The organism is Paraburkholderia sp. JPY465, assembly GCF_050436725.1.
GTDB lineage: Bacteria > Pseudomonadota > Gammaproteobacteria > Burkholderiales > Burkholderiaceae > Paraburkholderia > Paraburkholderia youngii.
Genome location: NZ_JBNDMT010000003.1, coordinates 19530 through 39688 on the forward strand (window position 1 = coordinate 19530; position 20159 = coordinate 39688).

A 20159-nucleotide genomic window follows, 5' to 3' on the forward strand; every position below is an offset into this window, starting at 1 on the left:
TTTATACGGGACGTGAAGGAGTCGCGCTAAGTCCTTGTTCTAACAAACAAAATCCGCCCGAAAAGCGGGCCGCTCCCTTGACCCGTGTGTAGCGTTCCTCTAAAGTGGGAGACAGTGTGAGAAAGTGTATTTTTGTGTGTTCTCGGCATCACTTTCAGGTAGATTTTCACGGACCGGGCGGGCGGCGCAAACAGCACCGCAATAGGGGAGAGCGAAGTGTTCCAAGGGGCGTCGGCGCTGACGCTCGATGCGAAAGGGCGGATGTCGATCCCCTCTCGTTATCGGGATGCGCTGCAAACACAGGCAGAGGGCCGGGTGACGATCACCAAGCACCCGGACGGCTGCCTGTTGCTCTTTCCGCGCCCCGAATGGGAAATCTTCCGTGACAAGGTCGACAAGCTGCCCATGAACGCAGCCTGGTGGAAACGCATTTTTCTCGGCAATGCAATGGATGTGGATATGGACGGCGCAGGCCGTGTGCTCGTGTCGCCGGAGTTGCGCGCGGCTGGCTCGCTGGAGAAGGAAGTGACGCTGCTCGGCATGGGCCGTCATTTCGAGCTGTGGGATGCACAGATCTACGCCGCGAAGGAACAGGCGGCGATCGCCGAGGGCATGCCCGACGCGTTGAAAGACTTCACGTTCTGATCGCGGCTTATTTATATGGCTTCGCGATGAGAAACGAATTGCAGCATCGCACGGTGCTGTTGAACGAAGCGGTCGATGCGCTGGTCACGCGCGCCGACGGCACGTATGTGGACGGCACGTTCGGCCGTGGCGGCCATAGCCGCCTCGTACTTGAGCGGCTTGGTGAAGCGGGGCGGTTGATCGCGTTCGATAAAGATCCGCTCGCGATCGCGACGGCGCAGAAGATCGCCGACCCGCGCTTTGCCATCGTCCACGAGAGTTTTGCTTCACTGCGCGCCGCGATGGCGGAGCGCGGGGTAGGGCGTGTGTCGGGGGTGTTGCTGGATCTGGGCGTGTCGTCGCCGCAAGTCGACGATCCGGAGCGGGGCTTCAGCTTCCGCGCCGACGGCCCGCTCGACATGCGGATGGACCCGACGCGCGGCGAATCCGCGGCTGACTGGCTCGCGCGGGCTACGGTGCAGGAACTGACGGAGGTGATACGAGATTATGGGGAAGAACGGTTTGCTTTTCAGATTGCAAAGGCGCTTGTTGCTCGCCGGGCAGAGTCCGACCGTCTTGGGCCTCTCGTCAGCACGGGCGAGCTTGCCCAAATCGTGGCTAACGTCGTCAAAACCCGTGAGAAGGGCAAGGACCCGGCAACCCGCACCTTTCAGGCTATACGGATTCACGTCAATCAAGAGCTTGCGGAGCTGCAAGTCGTTCTAGAAGCAGCGTTGTCGTTGTTGGAGCAAGGGGGGCGGCTGGTGGTCATCAGCTTTCATTCGCTCGAGGACCGTATCGTCAAGCGATTCATGCAGGCGCACGCAAGTACGCCGGCGGTCGACCGCCGCCTGCCGATCCGCGCGGTCGACCTGCCGAGCCCTCCGCTCAAGATCATCGGCCGCGTCTTTGCGAGCGACGCTGAAGTCGCCGACAATCCGCGCGCCCGTTCTGCCGTGATGCGCGTGGCGGAGCGGATCGCGCCATGAACCGCCTCAATATCTTCCTGCTGATCATCGTGATGGGCTGCGCCTTGTCGGTCGTCAACGCGACCAATCAGCAGCGTCAGATCTTTATCCAGCTGCAGCGCGCGCAGTCGCAGGAGCGTCAGCTGCAGCAGGACTATTCGCAGCTTCAATATCAGCAGAGCGCGCTGTCCAAAACGTCGCGCATCGAGCAACTCGCCACCGCCTCGCTGAAGATGCAATCGGCCACCACGGGCCGCACGCAGTACCTGACGCTCGCCCCGGGTGCCGCAACGGCGCTCGACGCCCCCATTCCGACTTCCGCGCCGGCCTCGGCGCCGGTTGCAGCCCGTCGCGGAGCCACGCGATGAAAAAATCGTCGGCGCACAAGAGCGTTGCGTTCTCGGCCAACCCGATTCTGTCGGTGCGCCTGCCGATGTGGCGCTCGAAGCTCGTCGTGTTCCTGCTGTTCATGGCGTTCGTCGCGCTCGCCGGGCGCGCGTTCTGGATTCAGGGGCCGGGGAACGCGTTCTATCTGAAGCAGGGCGAAATCCGCTATCAGCGCCGCATCGACATGCCCGCCACGCGCGGCAAGATTCTCGACCGCAACGGTCTCGTGCTCGCCACGAGTCTGCCGGTGCGCGCAATCTGGGCGATTCCCGAATCGGTGCCGGACGACCTCGGCGCCGACAAGCTCGACGCGCTCGGCAAATTGCTCGGCATGACGACGAAGGAACTGCGCTCGAAGCTGTCGGAAGACAAGACCTTCGTCTACGTGAAGCGCCAGGTGCCGGTGGACGTCGCCGACAAAGTCGCGGCGCTCGACATCCCCGGCATTTACTCGCGCGCCGAGTACAAGCGCTTCTATCCGGAAGGCGAGATCACCGCTCACCTGATCGGCTTCACCAACGTCGAGGACGAGGGCCAGGAAGGCGTCGAGCTCGGCGACCAGAAGCTGCTCGCGGGCACCTCGGGCAGCCGTCGCGTGATCAAGGACCGGATTGGTCACATCATCGAGGACGTCGACGAGCAGGTCGTGCCGCACAATGGCAAGGACGTCGACCTGTCGATCGACAGCAAGATCCAGTACATCGCCTATACGAACCTGAAAGCGGCCGTCGAAAAATTCAAGGCGAAGGCCGGCGCGGCGATGGTGATCGACGTGCGCACCGGCGAAGTGCTCGCGCTCGTCAACTACCCGACCTACAACCCGAACGACCGCTCGCACCTGACCGGCGAGCAGCTGCGCAACCGCATCCTGACCGACACGTTCGAGCCGGGCTCGATCATGAAGCCGTTCACGGTGTCGCTCGCGCTCGATCTGCACCGGGTGACGCCGACTACACTGGTAGATACGGGCAACGGTCACTTCGTACTCGACGGCGCGCCGATCACCGACGACAGCGGCTTCGGCGTGCTGACGGTCGGCGGCGTGATCCAGAAGTCGAGCAACATCGGCGCGACGAAGATCGCGATGCAGCTACGGCCCGAAGAAATGTGGAATATGTATACCAGCATCGGTCTCGGCCAGGCGCCGAAGGTCGGTTTTCCGGGCGCGGCGGCGGGCCGCCTGCGTCCGTGGAAGAGCTGGCGCCGCATCGAGCAGGCGACGATGTCGTACGGCTACGGCCTGTCGGTGTCGCTGTTCCAGCTCGGCCGCGCGTACACCGCGATCGCGCACGACGGCCAGATCATGCCGGTGACGATCTTCCACGCGCCGGGCGACCAGCCGGCCACCGGTCCGCAGATCTTTTCGCCGACCACCGCGCGTGAAGTGCGCGCGATGCTCGAAACCGTCGTGTCGGCACAAGGCACGTCGCCGGATGCGGCGGTGCCCGGCTATCGCGTCGGCGGCAAGAGCGGTACCGCGTACAAGCACGGACCGCACGGCTACGACCACTCCAAATATCGCGCGTCGTTCGTCGGGATGGCGCCGATGCCGAATCCACGCATCGTCGTTGCAGTGTCGGTCGACGAGCCGACGGCGGGTAGCCACTTCGGCGGCCAGGTGTCGGGCCCGGTGTTCTCGGGCATCGTCGGCGATACGCTGCGGGCGCTGAACGTGCCGCCCGACATGCCGGTCAAGCAGATGGTGGTGTCCGACGATTCGGCGCCGCCCGCGCCCGGCGCGCCGTCGGCGCCGTCCGGGGCGAAGAAGCTGCCGACGAACCCGGGCGTGAAGAAGGTGACCATTTCCGCCAACCAGAAAACCCATCCAGGAGTCGAGCGATGAGCGCGCTGCGCGAGCAACATCCAGCGCACCGGCAGATCGCCGACGCCCTCGCCTGGCTGCGCGCGCACGTGCAGCCAGGCGCGCATCTGCACGCCGACACGCGCTCGCTCGCGGCCGGCGACGCATTCTTCGCGTACGCGGTCGATGGCGCGGACAACCGCGCGTTCATCGACGCGGCGATCGAGCGCGGCGCGGCCGCCGTGCTCGTGCAACCCGAAGGCTTCACCGGCAAGCTCGACGCGTCCGTCGCGCATGCGGTACCGGCTTTGAACGAACTCGCCGGCACGATCGCGAGCGCGTGGTATCGCGATCCGAGCGACGCGATGCTCGCGGTCGGCATCACCGGCACGAACGGCAAGACGTCTTGCAGCCAGTGGGTCGCCGCGGCGCTGTCCGCGCGCGGCACGCGCTGTGCGATCGTCGGCACGCTCGGCACGGGCCTCGTTGGTCAGCTCGTGCACACCGGCTTCACGACGCCCGACGCACCGCAATTGCAGCGCAGCCTCGCGCAATTGCGTGACGCGGGCGCGCAGGCGGTGGCGATGGAAGTGTCGTCGCATGCGCTGCATCAGGGGCGCGTGAACGGCACCGCTTTCGACATCGCGGTGTTCACGAATCTGACGCAGGACCATCTCGACTATCACGGCACGTTCGAGGCCTATGAAGCCGCCAAGGCGCGCCTGTTCGCATGGCCCGAGCTGCGCGCGGCCGTGATCAATCGCGACGATGCCGCCGGCCGGCGTTTGCTCGCGAGCACGCGTGGTCACGCTCGCACCATCGCTTATGGCATCGAGGGCGAGCATGGCGACGCCGGCGCCACGAATGCGCCACAAGCGGACGCGTGGCTGACCGCATCGAACGTGCGTGCGACCGCGACCGGCACCGCGTTTCATCTGAGCACCTCGGACTGGGGCAACGCCGACGTCGAAGTGCAAACGCTCGGCCTCTTCAACGTCAGCAATCTGCTTGCTGTGCTCGGCGTGCTGCTCGCCGCGGACGTGCCGTTCGGCGCGGCGCTCGCCGAACTCGCAAAGCTGGAACCGGTGAACGGCCGCATGCAGCGTTTGGGCGGCCGACTGCAAAACGACGAGCCGCTCGTCGTGATCGATTACGCACACACACCCGACGCGCTCGAAAAAACGCTCGAGGCACTGCGCCCGATCGCGACCGCGCGCGGCGGCGAACTCGTCTGCATGTTCGGCTGCGGCGGCGACCGCGATGCGACCAAGCGTCCGTTGATGGGCGCGATCGCCGAGCGGCTGGCGGACCACGTCGTCGTGACGAGCGACAACCCGCGCAGCGAAGACCCGCTCGCGATCATCGAGCAAATTACCGCGGGCATGCAGGATGCGTCGCAGGCGCGCCGCGTCGAAGACCGCGCGAGCGCGATCCTGCAGGCGATCCGCGGTGCCGCGCGTGAAGACGTGATCGTGCTGGCCGGCAAGGGGCACGAAGCGACACAGGAAATCATGGGCAAGAAACGCGCTTTTTCCGATCAGGACCACGCCCGCCTCGCGCTCGCCGCGCGGGCCACACAAACTCGCGGAGGTGGCGAATGACGATGTTCTCGCTACGAGCAGCCGCCGCGCAGATTCCCGGCGCGAGCGTCAGCGGCGACGACAGCGTGCGCTTCGAACGCGTGTCGACCGACAGCCGCAGCACCGGTCCCGGCGATCTGTTCATCGCGATCAAGGGCGATCGATTCGACGCGCACGACTTCCTGCCGCAAGTCGCCGAGCGCAACGTCGCGGCCGTGCTGGTCGCGCGCACGCCGGAGAACTGGAGCGTGCCAGCGATTCGCGTCGCCGATACGCGCGCAGCGCTCGGCGCGCTCGCGCGCGGCTGGCGTCGTCAGTTCGACCTGCCGCTCGTCGCGGTCACCGGCAGCAACGGCAAGACCACGGTCAAGGAAATGATCGCGTCGATCTTCGCGGCCGCGGTCGGCGCGGACGCGCGTCTGGCCACCGCCGGCAATTTCAACAACGACATCGGCCTGCCGCTCACGCTGTTCCGTCTGCATGCCGCGCATCGGCTCGCGGTGGTCGAGCTCGGCATGAACCATCCGGGCGAAACTGAACAGCTCGCGAAGCTCGCCGAGCCGACGGTCGCGGTCGTCAACAACGCGCAGCGCGAGCACCAGGAATTCATGGCGACCGTCGAAGCGGTCGCGCTCGAACACGCGAGCGTGATTCACGCGCTGTCACCGGAAGGCACCGCAGTGTTCCCCGCCGACGACGCGTACGCGAGCATCTGGCGCGTCGCCGCTACCGGCAGCCGCATCATCGATTTCGCGTTGAACAGCGCGGAGCGCACCACCGAAGCCGCGGTGCAGGGCACGTTCGACGGCAAGCGTTTGAGCATCGACACGCCGCAAGGCCATCTCGACGTGACGCTGCAGGTGCTTGGCGATCACAACGCGCACAACGCGCTCGCGGCGACCTCGGCCGCGTTGGCCGCGGGTGTGTCGCTCGACGCGATCCAGCGCGGACTCGAATCGTTCGGCGCGGTGAAGGGCCGTCTGCAGGTCAAGCAGGCCGCGCTCGGCTCGCTCGCGGGCGCAACCGTGATCGACGACACCTACAACGCGAATCCCGATTCGATGCGCGCCGCGATCGACGTGCTCGCGTCGCGTGAATCGCCGCGTGTGCTCGTGATGGGCGACATGGGCGAAGTCGGCGACAACGGCCCGGCGTTTCACCGCGAAATCGGCGCGTATGCGAAAGAGCGCGGTATCGACGCGCTGTATGCGATGGGCGACGCCTCGCGCGACGCCTGCACCGCGTACGGCGAGGGCGCGCACCACGTCGCCGATGTCGGCGCGCTGGTCGCGCAATTGCAGCAGGCCGGCTTCGGCGCTGCCGCAACGCTTCTCGTGAAAGGCTCGCGTTTCATGCAAATGGAGCGCGTGGTGGACGCCGTTACGAGTCCACAACCCAATGCCGCGGGCTCGACGCCCGCCGCACATTAAAAGAAGGATCCAGGCATGCTACTGGCGCTGGCGCAATGGCTGCAGAATGACGCAAGCTTCTTGCGCGTGTTCAGTTATCTGACGTTTCGCGCGGTGATGGCGACCATCACCGCGTTGCTGATCGGGCTCGTCTGCGGCCCGGCGGTCATTCGCAAGCTGACCGCAATGAAGGTCGGCCAGGCCGTTCGCAAGGACGGCCCGCAAACTCATCTCGTCAAATCGGGCACGCCGACGATGGGCGGCGTGCTGATCCTGCTCGGCATCGGCGTGGCCACGCTGCTGTGGGCCGATCTGACCAACCGCTTCATCTGGATCGTGATGCTCGTCACGTTCGGCTTCGGCGTGATCGGCTGGGTCGACGATTACCGCAAAGTCGTCTACAAGGACCCGCGCGGCATGTCATCGCGCGAGAAGTATTTCTGGCAATCGGTGATCGGCCTGTTCGCGGCGGTGTATCTCGCGTTCAGCGTGTCCGAGGCGAGCAACGTGCGCGTGTTCGACCTGTTCATGGCGTGGGTGCGCAGTGGCCTGTCGATGGGCCTGCCGGCGCGCGCCGACCTGTTGCTGCCGTTCTTCAAGTCGATCACTTATCCGCTCGGCGTGTGGGGCTTCATCGTGTTGACGTATCTGGTGATCGTCGGCGCGAGCAACGCGGTGAATCTAACCGACGGCCTCGACGGACTCGTGATCATGCCGGTCGTGCTGGTCGGCGGGTCGCTCGGCGTATTCGCATACGTGATGGGCAGCTCGGTCTACTCGAAGTACCTGCTGTTTCCGCACATTCCCGGCGCGGGCGAACTGCTGATCTTCTGTTCGGCGATGGGCGGCGCGGGACTTGCGTTCCTGTGGTTCAACACGCACCCGGCGCAGATGTTCATGGGCGACGTCGGCGCGCTCGCACTCGGCGGCGCGCTCGGCACGGTCGCGGTGATCGTGCGTCAGGAAATCGTGCTGTTCATCATGGGCGGCATTTTCGTTGCGGAGACGCTGTCGGTGATGCTGCAGGTCACGTGGTTCAAGTATACGAAGCGCCGTTACGGCGAAGGGCGGCGCTTCTTCAAGATGGCGCCGCTGCATCACCATTTCGAATTGTCGGGCTGGAAGGAAACACAGGTGGTCGTGCGGTTCTGGATCATCACGTTGATGTTGTGCCTATTCGGTTTGTCCACTCTCAAATTGCGTTAAGCAGCAGTATTTAAGGAAGCAGGCGATGTTCGGCGAGAAGTTTCGGGATCGGCAAAAGCCGATGGTGCTCGTGCTGGGACTGGGTGAATCCGGTCTCGCGATGGCGCGCTGGTGCGCCAGGCACGGCTGTCGGCTGCGCGTGGCAGATACGCGCGAAGTGCCGCCGAACCTGTCCGCTCTCGAAGCGCATGGTGTCGATGCCGATTTCGTCGGCGGTCCGTTTTCGCCGGTGCTGCTCGAAGGCGTCGAACTGGTCGCGATCAGCCCGGGGCTGTCGCCGCTCGCCGCCGATCTGCTGCCGCTGATCACGGCGGCGCGCGAGCAGGGCATTCCAGTGTGGGGCGAGCTCGAACTGTTCTCGCAGGCGCTGCGCACGCTCGGCGAATCCGGCTACGCGCCGAAGGTGATCGCGATCACCGGCACGAACGGCAAGACCACGACGACGAGCCTGACCGGCCTGCTGTGCGAACGCGCGGGCAAGAAGGTCGCGGTGGCGGGCAACATCAGCCCGTCGCTGCTCGACAAGCTGTCCGAAGCGATCGATCAGACCGCGCTGCCCGACGTGTGGGTGCTCGAACTGTCGAGCTTCCAGCTGGAGACCTCGCATACGTTTACGCCGGACGCGGCGGCCGTGCTCAACATCACGCAGGATCATCTGGACTGGCACGGCGGACTCGATGCGTACGCGGCCGCGAAGGGCCGCATCTTCGGTACACGAACGGTGCGCGTGCTGAATCGCGACGACGCCCGTGTGATGTCGCTCGGGCCCACCAGCGGCGAGGCGGAGGTCATCACGTTCGGCGTGACCGAGCCGAAGAACGACGGTGACTACGGCCTGTTGCGCGAGAACGGCATGGTGTGGCTCGTCGAGGCGCAAGATCGCGACGCGAGCGATGAGCCCACGCCGAAGCGCCGTCGCAAGAACGAAGCAGCCGCAACGCCCGACATCGCGCTGAAGCGTCTGATGCCAGCCGACGCGCTGCGCATCCGCGGCCTGCACAACGCGGCGAACGCGCTGGCCGCGTACGCGCTCGCGCGCGCGATCGGTCTGCCCGGCGCACCGCTGCTGCATGGCCTGCGCGAATATCGCGGCGAGCCGCATCGCGTGGAACTGATCGCGTCGATCGACGGCATCGACTACGTGGACGACAGCAAGGGCACCAACGTCGGCGCGACGGTCGCCGCGCTCGACGGTCTCGCGCAACGCGTCGTGCTGATCGCGGGCGGCGACGGCAAGGGCCAGCAATTCGAGCCGCTCGCCGCGCCGGTGATGCGCTGGTGCCGCGCGGTGATGCTGATCGGCCGCGACGCGCCGCAAATTCGCGCGGCGCTCGAACATTGCGGCGTCGCGATGACCGATCACGCGACGCTCGAAGAAGCGACGCGCGCGGCCACTGCAATCGCGCAGCCCGGCGACGCGGTGCTGCTGTCGCCCGCGTGCGCGAGCTTCGACATGTTCAAGGGATACGCACACCGTGCAGCGGTATTCCGCAGCACGGTCGAAGATATCGCGGCCGAACGGGGGACGATGATATGAGCTGGTCGGAACGTTTCGGCTCGCGCGAAGCCACCGGCGGCAACGGCGCCGCCGCAGGTACGTCTTCCCGCACGTCGACCCGCACGGGTGGCAGCGGACTCGCGAGCGCGGTCAACGGCGTGCGGCCGCTGCGCTCGCGCATGCTCGACTACGACCACTCGCTGTTGTGGGTCGTCGTCGCGCTGCTCGGACTCGGCATCGTGATGGTGTACTCGGCGTCGATCGCGATGCCCGATTCGCCGAAGTACGCGTCGTATCGCGACTGGGCGTTCCTCGTGCGCCAGATCGTCTTCGTGCTGATGGGCTCGGCGGTCGGCATCGTCTCGTTCCGCATTCCGATTTCGACGTGGGACAAGTACGCGCCCAAGCTTTTCCTGATCTCGCTCGTCGCGCTCGTGATCGTGCTGATTCCGCACGTCGGCAAGGGTGTGAACGGTGCGCGCCGCTGGATTCCGCTCGGCATCACGAACATGCAGCCGTCGGAAATCATGAAGCTCGCGGTGACGATCTACGCGGCGAACTACACGGTGCGCAAGCAGGAATACATGCACAGTTTCGCCAAGGGCTTTCTGCCGATGGCGGTCGCGGTCGGCCTGGTCGGCGCGCTGCTGCTGCTCGAGCCGGACATGGGCGCGTTCATGGTGATCGCGGCGATCGCGATGGGCGTGCTGTTCCTCGGCGGCGTGAACGGCAAGCTGTTCGGCGGCCTCGTCGCGACCGCGGTGGGAACATTTACGTTGCTGGTGTGGGCTTCGCCTTGGCGTCGTGAGCGGATCTTCGCGTACCTCGATCCATGGGACGATCGCTACGCACAGGGCAAAGCGTATCAATTGACGCACTCGCTGATCGCGTTCGGGCGTGGCGAGTGGTTCGGCGTCGGTCTCGGCGGCAGCGTCGAGAAGCTCAACTATCTGCCCGAAGCGCATACCGACTTCATTCTCGCAGTGATCGGCGAGGAGTTGGGTTTCGTCGGCGTGCTCGTCGTGATCCTGATGTTCTACTGGATCGTGCGCCGTTCATTCGAGATCGGTCGTCAGGCGCTCGCACTCGATCGCACGTTCGCGGGTCTCGTCGCGAAGGGCGTCGGCATCTGGTTCGGCGCGCAGACCTTCATCAACATGGGCGTAAACCTCGGTCTTCTGCCGACCAAAGGTCTCACGCTGCCGCTCGTTAGCTACGGTGGCTCGGGCATTTTGCTGAACTGTGTGGCGATCGCCGTTTTGATGCGGGTGGATTACGAAAATCGTGTGCTGATGCGTGGAGGGAAGGTATGACCCTCACGCCACAACGCACGCTGATGGTGATGGCCGGCGGCACCGGGGGACATGTGTTCCCGGGGCTCGCGGTCGCGCATCTGATGCAGGCATGGGGCTGGAAAGTCGTATGGCTCGGCAACCCCGCGGGCATGGAAGCGACGCTGGTACCGAAGCACGGCATTCCGATGGAGTACGTGCGCTTCGGCGGCGTGCGCGGCAAGGGGCTGAAGACCAAGCTGATGCTGCCGGTGAATCTGCTGCGCGCGTGCACGCAGAGCCTGAGCGTGCTGCGTCGCGTGAAGCCCGATGTCGTGCTCGGCATGGGCGGCTACATCACGTTCCCGGCCGGGCTGATGACCGCGTTGAGCGGGTGCCCGCTGGTGCTACACGAACAGAATTCGATCGCCGGTCTCGCGAACAAGGTGCTCGCGAAGCTCGCGAAGCGCGTGCTGGTCGCGTTTCCGAATGCGCTGCCGCACGGCGAATGGACCGGCAATCCGATTCGTGAGGAACTTGCGCGCGCGAATGCACCCAAAGCACGCTACGCGCAGCGTAACGGTCCGCTGAACGTGCTCGTCGTGGGTGGCAGCCTCGGCGCCGCCGCGTTGAACGAAGTCGTCCCGCGCGCGGTCGCGCTGTTAGCGCCCAATGAAAGACCGCGCATCGTGCATCAGGCGGGCGCGAAGCATATCGATGCGCTGCGCGAGAACTATGCGGCCGCTGGCTTGCAGGCAGGCGCGGACGTGTCGCTCGTGCCGTTCATCGACGACATGACGAGCGCCTATGCGCAGGCCGACCTGGTGATCTGCCGCTCGGGCGCGATGACGGTGTCGGAGATATCGGCGGTCGGCGTCGCGGCGCTGTTCGTGCCGTTCCCGTACGCGGTCGACGATCACCAGACCACTAATGCAGCGTTTCTCGCCGACAACGGCGCGGCGCTGGTCGTACAACAACGCGATCTGTCGGCGGAAAAGCTCGCCGACTGGTTGCGTAGCCAGACGCGGGAAAGTCTCGCGGAAATGGCGGAGCGTTCGCGCTCGCTCGCGAAACCGGATGCCACCGAACAGGTCGCGCAGATCTGCGCGACGGTGGCGGGTGCGGGTTCGATGGCGGGCGTGAGCCCAGAAGGAAAGCAATGAAACACATCGTCAAACATATTCATTTCGTCGGCATCGGCGGCGTCGGCATGAGCGGCATCGCCGAAGTGCTCGTCAATCTCGGCTATCAGGTGAGCGGCTCGGACCTGTCGGGCAACGCGGTCACCGAGCGCCTCGCCGGGCTCGGCGCGCGCATTTCGATCGGGCACGCGGCGGAGAACATCGAAGGCGCGAACGCGGTGGTGGTGTCGACCGCGGTGCGCAGCGACAACCCGGAAGTGCTGGCCGCGCGTCATCGCCGCATTCCGATCGTGCCGCGCGCGGTGATGCTTGCGGAACTGATGCGTCTGAAGCAGGGCATCGCGATCGCCGGCACGCACGGCAAGACCACGACCACGTCGCTGGTTGCGAGCGTGCTCGCCGCGGGCGGGCTCGATCCGACCTTCGTGATCGGCGGCCGGCTGATCAGTGCGGGCGCGAATGCGCGTCTGGGCACCGGCGACTTCATCGTCGCCGAGGCGGACGAATCGGACGCGTCGTTCCTCAACCTGTTCCCGGTGATCGAAGTCATCACGAACATCGACGCCGATCATATGGATACCTATGGTCACGACTTCGCGCGTCTGAAGCAGGCGTTCATCGAATTCACGCACCGTCTGCCGTTCTATGGCATCGCGGTGCTGTGCGTCGACGATCCGAACGTAAAAGAGATCCTGCCGTTCGTGTCGAAGCCGATCATCCGCTACGGGTTCGCGGCCGATGCACAGGTGCGCGCGGTCAACGTCGAAGCGCGCGAAGGGCGCATGCATTTCACCGTGATGCGCGAAGACGCGGCGCCGCTCGACGTCACGTTGAACCTGCCGGGCGAGCACAACGTGCAGAACGCGTTGGCCGCAATTGCAATTGCGACTGAACTTGAAGTGAAAGATGCCGATATCCAGCGAGCGCTCGCGGATTTCAACGGCGTCGGCCGACGCTTCCAGCGTTACGGCGAAGTGCCGGTCGTCAGCGACGGCCAGGCCGCGGGCTCCTACACGCTGGTGGACGACTACGGTCACCACCCGGTCGAAATGGCCGCCACGGTGGCGGCGGCGCGCGGCGCATTTCCGGGTCGGCGCCTGGTGCTGGCGTTCCAGCCGCACCGCTTCACGCGCACGCGTGATTGCTTCGAGGATTTCGTGAAAGTGCTGTCGACCGTCGACGCGCTCGTGCTGACCGAAGTCTATGCGGCCGGCGAAGCGCCGATCGTCGCGGCGGACGGCCGCGCGTTGGCGCGCGCGCTGCGTGTCGCGGGCAAGGTCGAGCCGGTGTTCGTCGATACGGTCGATGAAGTGCCGGACGCGCTCTCTACGGTGGTGCGCGACGGTGATGTGGTGATTACGATGGGCGCGGGTTCGATCGGCGGTGTGCCGGGTCGCCTCGCTCAGGAACTGAAGGTGTGAGATGAGCAGTATCGATCCCAAAAAATTCGGCAAGGTGGCAGTGCTGCTCGGCGGTAATTCGGCCGAGCGCGAGGTGTCGCTCAATTCCGGACGCCTGGTGCTGCAGGGTCTGCGCGACGCCGGCGTCGACGCGCATCCGTTCGATCCGGCCGAGCGTCCGCTGTCGGCATTGAAGGAAGAGGGCTTCGTGCGCGCGTTCAACGCGCTGCATGGCGGCTACGGCGAAAACGGCCAGATCCAGGGCGCGCTCGATTTCTACGGCATCCGCTACACCGGTAGCGGCGTGCTCGGCTCGGCGCTCGGACTCGACAAGTTCCGCACCAAGCTCGTGTGGCAGCAGCTCGGCATTGCGACGCCGCCGTTCGAAGCGGTGCTGCGCGGTGACGACTACGAAGCTCGCGCGAAAGAGATCGTCGCGAAGCTCGGCCTGCCGCTGTTCGTCAAGCCGGCGAGCGAAGGTTCGAGCGTCGCCGTGATCAAGGTGAAGAGCGCGGACGCGCTGCCGGCCGCGCTGATCGAGGCCGTGAAATACGACCGTATCGTCGTGGTCGAGAAGAGCATCGAAGGCGGCGGCGAGTACACCGCGTGCATCGCCGGCAATCTGGATCTGCCGGTGATCCGCATCGTGCCAGCCGGCGAGTTCTACGACTATCACGCGAAGTACATCGCCAACGACACGCAGTATCTGATTCCCTGTGGTCTCGGCGCCGAAGAAGAAGCGCGCCTGAAGGTGCTCGCGCGCCGCGCGTTCGACGTGCTCGGCTGCACCGACTGGGGCCGCGCGGACTTCATGCTCGATGGCGAAGGCAAGCCGTACTTCCTCGAAGTGAACACGGCGCCCGGCATGACCGATCACTCGCTGCCGCCGAAAGCGGCGCGCGCGGTCGGCATCAGCTATCAGGAACTCGTGGTCGGCGTGTTGGCGCTGACACTGCAGGATTAACCAGGGTAAGCGCAAGCAACACCATGTGGAACAACGTTCGCCAGCTCAATCTCGCCACCAACGCGCTGCACGCGTTGCTGGTGCTCGTGCTGCTGGCGGCGGGCGGTTACTGGATGATCCAGCGCCCGAATTTCGCGCTGCGCGAGATCCAGATCGACGGCGACACCGAGCACATCAATTCGCCGACGGTGCGCGCCGGCGTTGTGGGGCGCCTGAAGGGCAACTACTTCACGGTCGATCTCGACGCCGCGCGTCAGGCGTTCGAGCAGATGCCGTGGGTGCGTCACGCGAGCGTGCGGCGCGTGTGGCCGAATGCACTGGCTGTCACGCTCGAGGAGTACAAGCCGCTAGGGACGTGGGGCAGCGATCAGCTGGTGAGCGTCGACGGCGAACTGTTCACCGCGAACCAGGGCGAGCTCGACGAAGAACTGCCCGCGTTCGACGGCCCGGACGGTACGGCGAAGGAAGTCGTCGCGCGTTATCACGACTTCCAGAAGTGGTTCGCGGCGATCAACGCGACGCCCGAGGAAGTGACGCTGTCGCCGCGCTACGCGTGGACGGTGAAGCTGTCGAACGGCACGCAGGTGGAGTTGGGCCGCGAACGCAATCAGGACACGCTGGCCGATCGCAGCAAACGCCTGACCGCGGCATGGGGCGCGGTGACGCAACGTTGGGGAAAGGATATCGAGAATGCGGACTTGCGCTATCCGAACGGTTTCGCGATTCGTGCCGCTGGCATGCGCTTCATCAGCGAACCCGACAAGGGCAAGAAGTAAACGGACATCACACGCACTGAGCACGCTATGAGTAAAGACTATAAGGATCTGCTGGTCGCCCTCGACATCGGGACGTCGAAGGTAGTGGCCATCGTCGCCGAGTTGAAGGGCGAGGGTCACTACGAGGTGATCGGTCTCGGCCAGAGCGAATCGAAGGGGCTCAAGAAGGGCGTGGTGGTGAACATCGAAGCCACCGTGCAGTCGATTCAGCGCGCGCTCGAGGAAGCCGAGCTGATGGCCGACTGCAAGATCACGAACGTGTTCACCGGGATCGCCGGGAGCCATATCCGCAGCTTCAATTCCAGCGGCATGGTCGCGATCAAGGAGAAGGAAGTCACGCAGGCGGACGTGGCGCGCGTGATCGAAACGGCCAAGGCGATCAACATCCCGACCGATCAGCAGGTGCTGCATATCCTCACGCAGGAATTCATCATCGACGGCCAGGAAGACGTGCGAGAGCCGATCGGCATGAGCGGCATCCGCCTCGAAGTGAAGGTGCATATCGTCACCGGCGCGGTCAGCGCGGCGCAGAACATCGTCAAGTGCGTGCGACGCTGCGGCCTCGAAGTGAACGATCTGATTCTGCAGCCGCTCGCGTCGTCGCTGGCGGTGCTGACGGAAGACGAAAAGGAACTGGGCGTGGTGCTGGTCGACATCGGCGGCGGCACGACGGACATCGCGATCTTCAGCGAAGGCGCGATCCGCCACACCGCCGTGATTCCGATCGCCGGCGACCAGATCACCAGCGACATCGCAATGGCGCTGCGCACGCCGACGCCGGATGCCGAGGACATCAAGGTCGACTACGGCATCGCCAAGCAGGCGCTCGCCGATCCGGACGAGATGATCGAAGTGCCGGGTCTCGGCGAACGCGGTCCGCGCACGCTGTCGCGCCAGGCGCTGGCGGCGGTGATCGAGCCGCGCGTCGAAGAACTGTTTTCGCTCGTGCAGCAGGTGGTGCGCGAGTCGGGTTACGAGGAGTTGCTGAGTTCGGGCGTCGTGCTGACGGGCGGCGCGTCGATGATGATCGGCATGGTCGAGCTCGGTGAGGACATTTTCCTGAAGCCGGTGCGCATTGGGGTGCCGGAGTACGCGGGCGGTCTCGCCGACGTCGTGCGCAATCCGCGCTATTCGACGGCAATGGGCCTGCTCGTCGAAGGGCGCTCGCAGCGCATGCGCGGGCGCAAGGTTGCAGTGCAGTCGGGGTCGATGGGACAGGTGTTCTCGCGCATGAAGGACTGGTTCCTCGGCAACTTCTGACCAGGGGTTTCGAGAAATTCGCGCTGGTGCCGGCGGCCGGTGCGCGACAGGAGGTTGCCCGATCTCCTGCCGGATAACGCCGAGTGGCAGTAACTTTTTATCTTGACGGAGGCAACATGGAATTCCAGATGCTGGAAACCGAAACGAGCGGCACCATCATCAAGGTCGTCGGAGTCGGTGGCGCTGGCGGCAATGCCGTTCAGCACATGATCAACAAAGGCGTGCAAGGCGTCGACTTCATCGTGATGAACACGGACGCGCAGGCGCTGTCGCGTTCGCGCGCAACCGCGGTGATCCAGCTCGGCAACACGGGTCTGGGCGCAGGAGCCAAGCCGGAAATGGGCCGCGCCGCCGCTGAAGAAGCACGCGAGCGCATCGCCGACGCACTGCGCGGCGCGCACATGGTGTTCATCACCGCCGGCATGGGTGGCGGCACGGGCACGGGCGCGGCACCGGTCGTCGCGCAGATCGCGAAGGAAATGGGCATTCTGACCGTCGGCGTCGTCAGCAAGCCGTTCGAATTCGAAGGCGGCAAGCGGATGCGCGTGGCGGAAGCCGGTTCGCAACAACTGGAGGATCACGTCGACTCGCTGATCGTCGTGCTGAACGACAAGCTGTTCGAGGTGATGGGCGACGACGCCGAGATGGACAAGTGCTTCCAGTGCGCTGACGACGTTCTGAACAACGCGGTTGCGGGCATTGCGGAAATCATCAACGTCGACGGTCTCGTCAACGTCGACTTCGAAGACGTGAAGACCGTGATGGGCGAGCAGGGCAAGGCGATGATGGGCACGGCGACGGTTGCCGGTGTCGATCGCGCGCGTCTCGCGGCCGAGCAGGCCGTCGCGAGCCCGCTGCTGGAAGGCGTCGATCTGTCGGGCGCGCGTGGCGTGCTGGTCAACATCACGTCGAGCCGTTCGCTGCGTCTGTCGGAAACGCGCGAAGTGATGAACACGATCAAGAGCTATGCCGCGGAAGATGCGACGGTGATCTTCGGCGCCGTGTACGACGATGCAATGGGCGACGCGCTGCGCGTGACGGTCGTGGCAACGGGTCTCGGCCGCGCGGCGAAGAAGCAGCAATCGGCACCGATGACGCTGCTGCGCACCGGCACCGACAACCAGCCGGTCGGCGCGATGGCGCACGCAGCGTACGCACCGGCGGCAGGCCATGCCAGCACGGCCGACTACGGCGCGCTCGACACGCCGGCGGTGTGGCGCACGTCGCGCGACACGGCGGCCTCGCACGTGCAGGCGTTGCAGGAAAAGGGCGTCGATACGTACGACATTCCTGCATTCCTGCGCAAGCAGGCGGACTGAGCGCACGGGCAGGCTTCGTTGCCGCGCTGCGACTGAGGTCGCAAGTGCAGCGCTGGCGGACGAACGCACGAGCGTGGCGGGTGAACGGCAAGCAGGTCGCGTATCGTCTGGTTCGCGGCAGGGGCAACTGCCCTCTGCGGATTCGCGAGGCGGACGAAGTGACTGCCGCCGCACGGTGTGGCTTATAGTTGAAAAGGCCGAACCGATATTCACTGCGACACGAGGACGTGCGAGCGTGCTTCGCATCGATGCAAAGGACTGAGCATGATCAAGGAAGGTGAAAAGCTGCCCGACGCGACGCTCTTCGAGTATGTCGAAGACGACCGGGCGGGCTGCACGATCGGACCGAACAGTTTCGACGTGCGCGAGCAGACGGCGGGCAAACGCGTGGTGATCTTCGGATTGCCTGGCGCGTTCACGCCGACCTGTTCGGCCAAACATGTACCGGGCTATGTCGAGCATGCCGAGCAGTTGCGCGCTGCCGGCATCGACGAAATCTGGTGCGTGTCCGTCAACGACGCGTTCGTCATGGGCGCGTGGGGACGCGATCAGCACACCTCGGGCAAGGTGCGCATGATGGCGGACGGCAGTGCGGCTTTTACACGGGCGCTTGGTCTGGAGCAGGATCTGTCGGCGCGCGGCATGGGGATTCGTTCCCTGCGCTACGCGATGGTGGTCGACGACGGCGTGGTCAAGACGCTGAACGTCGAGGCCGCCGGCAAATTCGAAGTCAGCGATGCAGCGAGTATTCTCGCTACGTTGAGCTAGTTGCTGACGTCGCACCTTCGCCGCGACCCGCGCGCTGATGCCGCGTGGCGCGACGGCAACGGTGATTACGACGCTTTTGTGACAGGCCGTTACGCGGGCCGATGACCGGAAACGCCTCCGTTCCGGGGCATCGGCCCGTCACGCTTTCCGTCGCTAAGCCCAATGGGTAATGCAGCGAAACAGATTGTCACGTTCCCCGCAAAGACGCTGGTCTGGGGATTGGAGTATAATTGCGGCTATGGAATAAAAAATCCTGATTAGGATTTTCAATCGAATAGAAGACCACCATGTTGAAGCAGCGCACAATCAAATCGATCGTCAAGACTGTCGGTATCGGATTGCACTCCGGCCGTAAAGTCAATCTGACGCTCCGTCCGGCGGGGCCGGACACTGGCATCGTGTTTTCGCGCGTGGATTTGCCCACGCCGGTGGACATTCCTGCGTCGGCGATGGCGATTGGCGATACGCGTCTGGCTTCCGTGTTGCAGAAAGACGGCGCGCGCGTGTCGACCATCGAGCATCTGATGTCCGCCTGCGCCGGTCTTGGCATCGACAATCTTTACGTCGACGTCACCGCCGAAGAAATCCCGATCATGGACGGCAGCGCGGGTTCGTTCGTGTTCCTGATCCAGTCGGCGGGTATCGAAGAGCAGAACGCAGCGAAGAAATTCATCAAGGTCACGAAGCCGATCGAAATCCGCGACGGCGACAAGTTCGCGCGCCTCGATCCGTATTTCGGCTTCAAGCTCAAGTTCACGATCGACTTCCGTCACCCCGCCGTGGACAAAACCGGTCAGGCGCTGGAAGTGGATTTCGCCAACACGTCGTACGTGCGCGAAATCGCGCGCGCCCGCACGTTCGGCTTCGCGCATGAAGTGGAAATGATGCGTGAGCTCGGCCTCGCGCGCGGCGGCAGCATGGACAACGCGATTGTGCTCGACGAGTACCGCATCCTGAACAACGACGGCCTTCGTTACGACGACGAGTTCGTCAAGCACAAGATGCTCGACGCGATCGGCGACCTGTACGTGATCGGTCACCCACTGCTCGCGTCGTACACCGCGTACAAGTCCGGCCACGGCCTGAACAATGCATTGCTGCGCGAGTTGCTCGCGCACGAAGACTCGTACGAAATCGTCACCTTCGACGACACGCGAAAGGCCCCGCGCGGCTTCGCGTACGAAACGCAGACGGCGTTCGCATAAAGCCGGCGTGACAGGCAGGCAGATGAAAAACGGCCCCTCGGGGCCGTTTTTTTCGCTCAGCGTTCAGCGATTGCGCCGATGCCGCGCGGCCATGCGCGCGAGCGCTTCCTGCAACGGCGACGGCTCGAGCGATTCGCTCAACGCCTGCAGCGCGGCGGCGCCAGCCGGCGTCATGCGCGCCTGCTTGACGGGCGGCGGTTCTTTAAGCGGCTGCGGCCGCACGCGAATCTTCAGCGCCTGCACGGGCCAGCCGCGCTGCTGCAAATCCACCAGCAGCCGCGGCTCCAGATGCCGCAGACGCGCCGCGAGCGCGTTGTGCGCGGCGAATAGCGCCAGCACGCCCTCCTTGATGAAGCTGGGCTCGACACTCGTCGCCAGATAATCGGGCAAAAGCTCGCGCAGATCCTTCTCGAGCGCGGCGATCTGCTCGACGCCCGCGCGCAACGCCGCGAACGCGTCCGTGCGGCCGAGAACCTCGGCGAGCGGTTGCGGGCGGCGCAGATCGAACTGCTTCGGCGGCCTTGAAAAGGACGAAAAACGGCTCATGTTTGGCATTGACACGTGAACTCGCCCCATGCGCG

Annotated in this window: 18 protein-coding genes; 17 read left to right on the forward strand and 1 reads right to left on the reverse strand. The window is 64.9% G+C overall.

The window, feature by feature from the left end; translation table 11 throughout:
• Positions 1 to 216: 216 nt before the first annotated feature.
• From mraZ to lpxC, 17 genes are all read left to right on the forward strand, one after another.
• Positions 217 to 645 (forward strand): division/cell wall cluster transcriptional repressor MraZ, encoded by a 429-nt coding sequence (gene mraZ / locus QFZ94_RS14605; protein ID WP_013090620.1) that lies wholly within the window; start codon positions 217 to 219, stop codon positions 643 to 645.
• Positions 646 to 671: 26 nt separating this feature from the next.
• Positions 672 to 1613: a 16S rRNA (cytosine(1402)-N(4))-methyltransferase RsmH gene (gene rsmH, locus QFZ94_RS14610; RefSeq protein ID WP_429457830.1), complete on the forward strand. Its 942-nt coding sequence runs from the start codon at positions 672 to 674 to the stop codon at positions 1611 to 1613.
• On the forward strand, positions 1610 to 1960 hold the full coding sequence (ftsL, locus tag QFZ94_RS14615) for a cell division protein FtsL (RefSeq protein WP_368586825.1): 351 nt from the start codon (positions 1610 to 1612) through the stop codon (positions 1958 to 1960). Before rsmH ends, ftsL begins: the two co-directional genes overlap by 4 nt.
• Positions 1957 to 3822, forward strand: coding sequence for a peptidoglycan D,D-transpeptidase FtsI family protein (locus tag QFZ94_RS14620; RefSeq protein WP_368624204.1), 1866 nt, complete (start codon positions 1957 to 1959; stop codon positions 3820 to 3822). Before ftsL ends, QFZ94_RS14620 begins: the two co-directional genes overlap by 4 nt.
• Positions 3819 to 5381, forward strand: a complete 1563-nt coding sequence (locus QFZ94_RS14625) for a UDP-N-acetylmuramoyl-L-alanyl-D-glutamate--2,6-diaminopimelate ligase (RefSeq protein WP_429457833.1) — start codon at positions 3819 to 3821, stop codon at positions 5379 to 5381. The genes QFZ94_RS14620 and QFZ94_RS14625 overlap by 4 nt, the downstream gene beginning before the upstream one ends.
• Positions 5378 to 6790 carry a UDP-N-acetylmuramoyl-tripeptide--D-alanyl-D-alanine ligase gene (locus QFZ94_RS14630; RefSeq protein WP_429457835.1) on the forward strand — a complete coding sequence of 471 codons (1413 nt, stop codon included), beginning with the start codon at positions 5378 to 5380 and terminating at the stop codon, positions 6788 to 6790. The genes QFZ94_RS14625 and QFZ94_RS14630 overlap by 4 nt, the downstream gene beginning before the upstream one ends.
• A 15-nt stretch (positions 6791 to 6805) precedes the next feature.
• Positions 6806 to 7975: a phospho-N-acetylmuramoyl-pentapeptide-transferase gene (mraY, locus tag QFZ94_RS14635; protein WP_176104980.1), complete on the forward strand. Its 1170-nt coding sequence runs from the start codon at positions 6806 to 6808 to the stop codon at positions 7973 to 7975.
• 25 nt (positions 7976 to 8000) lie between these two features.
• Complete coding sequence (murD, locus tag QFZ94_RS14640; protein WP_429457837.1) at positions 8001 to 9512, forward strand: UDP-N-acetylmuramoyl-L-alanine--D-glutamate ligase; 1512 nt, start codon at positions 8001 to 8003, stop codon at positions 9510 to 9512.
• Positions 9509 to 10786 carry a putative lipid II flippase FtsW gene (gene ftsW / locus QFZ94_RS14645; RefSeq protein ID WP_176121921.1) on the forward strand — a complete coding sequence of 426 codons (1278 nt, stop codon included), beginning with the start codon at positions 9509 to 9511 and terminating at the stop codon, positions 10784 to 10786. Before murD ends, ftsW begins: the two co-directional genes overlap by 4 nt.
• On the forward strand, positions 10783 to 11907 hold the full coding sequence (murG, locus tag QFZ94_RS14650) for an undecaprenyldiphospho-muramoylpentapeptide beta-N-acetylglucosaminyltransferase (RefSeq protein WP_429457839.1): 1125 nt from the start codon (positions 10783 to 10785) through the stop codon (positions 11905 to 11907). The genes ftsW and murG overlap by 4 nt, the downstream gene beginning before the upstream one ends.
• Positions 11904 to 13307, forward strand: a complete 1404-nt coding sequence (murC, locus tag QFZ94_RS14655; protein ID WP_368586819.1) for a UDP-N-acetylmuramate--L-alanine ligase — start codon at positions 11904 to 11906, stop codon at positions 13305 to 13307. Before murG ends, murC begins: the two co-directional genes overlap by 4 nt.
• 1 nt (position 13308) lies before the next feature.
• The gene (locus QFZ94_RS14660) at positions 13309 to 14250 is read left to right on the forward strand and encodes a D-alanine--D-alanine ligase (protein WP_429457841.1); all 942 of its coding nucleotides are present in this window, start codon (positions 13309 to 13311) and stop codon (positions 14248 to 14250) included.
• Between the two features lie 23 nt (positions 14251 to 14273).
• The gene (locus tag QFZ94_RS14665; protein ID WP_410848654.1) at positions 14274 to 15026 is read left to right on the forward strand and encodes a cell division protein FtsQ/DivIB; all 753 of its coding nucleotides are present in this window, start codon (positions 14274 to 14276) and stop codon (positions 15024 to 15026) included.
• 27 nt (positions 15027 to 15053) lie between these two features.
• A complete protein-coding gene (gene ftsA, locus QFZ94_RS14670) occupies positions 15054 to 16286 on the forward strand; it encodes a cell division protein FtsA (RefSeq protein ID WP_008921172.1) in 1233 nt (410 codons plus the stop codon).
• Between the two features lie 116 nt (positions 16287 to 16402).
• Positions 16403 to 17605, forward strand: a complete 1203-nt coding sequence (gene ftsZ, locus QFZ94_RS14675; protein WP_013090606.1) for a cell division protein FtsZ — start codon at positions 16403 to 16405, stop codon at positions 17603 to 17605.
• A gap of 264 nt (positions 17606 to 17869) precedes the next feature.
• A complete protein-coding gene (locus QFZ94_RS14680; RefSeq protein ID WP_013090605.1) occupies positions 17870 to 18373 on the forward strand; it encodes a peroxiredoxin in 504 nt (167 codons plus the stop codon).
• 287 nt (positions 18374 to 18660) lie between these two features.
• Positions 18661 to 19578 (forward strand): UDP-3-O-acyl-N-acetylglucosamine deacetylase, encoded by a 918-nt coding sequence (lpxC, locus tag QFZ94_RS14685; protein ID WP_429457843.1) that lies wholly within the window; start codon positions 18661 to 18663, stop codon positions 19576 to 19578.
• A gap of 63 nt (positions 19579 to 19641) precedes the next feature.
• On the opposite strand, the gene QFZ94_RS14690 is transcribed toward lpxC, so the two are convergent.
• Positions 19642 to 20124 (reverse strand): DciA family protein, encoded by a 483-nt coding sequence (locus QFZ94_RS14690; protein ID WP_410848653.1) that lies wholly within the window; start codon positions 20122 to 20124, stop codon positions 19642 to 19644.
• Between the last annotated feature and the right edge of the window lie 35 nt (positions 20125 to 20159).